This is a genomic window from Cupriavidus alkaliphilus (assembly GCF_900094595.1).
Classification (GTDB): domain Bacteria; phylum Pseudomonadota; class Gammaproteobacteria; order Burkholderiales; family Burkholderiaceae; genus Cupriavidus; species Cupriavidus alkaliphilus.
In genome coordinates this window covers 1,618-3,282 of the sequence record NZ_FMAD01000027.1, presented here as the reverse complement: position 1 = coordinate 3,282, position 1,665 = coordinate 1,618, and the positions used below count along the sequence as shown (strand labels likewise).

General features: G+C 70.6%; 1 protein-coding gene. It reads right to left on the bottom strand.

What is annotated here, in order from left to right:
* On the bottom strand, nucleotides 1-1,665 hold a 1,665-nt coding region (locus tag GA0116996_RS27830), incomplete at both ends, for an acetyl-CoA carboxylase biotin carboxylase subunit (RefSeq protein WP_092318357.1).

The following is a 1,665-nucleotide window of genomic DNA, read 5'->3' as shown; positions in this document are numbered from 1 at the left end:
AGGTCGTCGGCCTGGCAGGTATAGGCAAAGGGCGCGGCCTGGTCGGCGTAGATCAGCGTGCTGCCGCGTGCATTGCTGTCCAGCTTCACGTCCAGCACCTGCTCGCCATAGCCGAAGCGCAGCGTGCGCGACGCGCCGCCGTTCAGCCGCCACGCGCCGGCGTGGGTCCACGGCGAGTGCGGATCGGCGGCATCGATGCGCAATTCGCGCGCCTCGCGATCCAGCAGCGCCGCCACCGCCAGCGCGATCAGCTCCATGCCGACCGGCGCGGGCGGCGGGAACAGGACCGCCTCGTTGCGCTCGATCAGCCCGGTGTCGAGGTCGGCGGTGCGGAACGCCTCCGACTTCACCAGCCGCTGCAGGAAGGCCACGTTGGTCGACAGCCCCACCACGTGGTACGCCGCCAGCGCCTGGCGCATGCGCGCCAGCGCCTCGTCGCGGTCCTTGCCCCAGACGATCAGCTTGGCGATCATCGGGTCGTAGAACGGACTGATGGTGTCGCCCTCGCGCACGCCGGCGTCGATGCGCACGCCGGCCGGGCCGTGCGGATTTGCGTCAACCCCGTCGCCGCGCATGAACTGCACCGCCGGCGGCGTGCGCAGGAAGCGCAGCGTGCCGGTGGACGGCAGGAACTGCTTGTCGGGATTCTCGGCGTAGATGCGCGCCTCCAGCGCGTGGCCGTCGATGCGCAGCTGCTCCTGCGCCAGCGGCAGGGGCTCGCCGGCGGCGACGCGCAGCTGCCATTCGACCAGGTCCTGCCCGGTGATCATCTCGGTCACCGGATGCTCGACCTGCAGGCGCGTGTTCATCTCCATGAAGTAGAACGAGCCGTCCTCGCCGTTGGAATAATCGGCGATAAATTCCACCGTACCGGCGCCGACGTAGCCGACGGCTTTTGCCGCGGCCACCGCCGCTTCGCCCATGGCGCGGCGGCGCTCCTCGGTCATGCCGGGCGCCGGCGCTTCCTCCAGCACCTTCTGGTGGCGGCGCTGCACCGAGCAGTCGCGCTCGAACAGGTAGACGCAATTGCCGTGGGTGTCGGCGAACACCTGGATCTCGATATGGCGCGGGCGCGTCAGGTATTTCTCCACCAGCACCTTGTCGTCGCCGAAACTGGCCGACGCCTCGCGCTTGACCGACGCCAGCGCTGCCTCGAAGCCGTCGCCGGACTCGACCACGCGCATGCCCTTGCCGCCGCCGCCCGCGCTGGCCTTGAGCAGCACCGGGTAGCCGATGCGGTCGGCCTCGCGCCGCAGCAGCGCCGGGTCCTGGTCCTCGCCGTGGTAGCCCGGCACCAGCGGCACCGACGCCTTTTCCATCAGCTGCTTGGCCGCGCTCTTGCTGCCCATCGCATGGATGGCCGACGCCGGCGGCCCGATAAAGACCAGCCCCGCCGCGGCGCAGGCCTCGGCGAAGGCTTCGTTCTCGGACAGGAAGCCGTAGCCCGGGTGGATGGCCTGGGCGCCGGTTTCCTTGGCCATCTCGATGATGTGCTCGGCGCGCAGGTAGCTGTCGCGCGCGGCGGCGCCGCCGATATGCACCGCCTCGTCGCAGAAGGCGACGTGGCGCGCCTCGGCGTCGGCATCGGAATACACCGCGACGGTGCGGATGCCCAGCCGGCGGCAGGTGGCGGCCACGCGGCAGGCGATTTCACCGCGGTTGGCA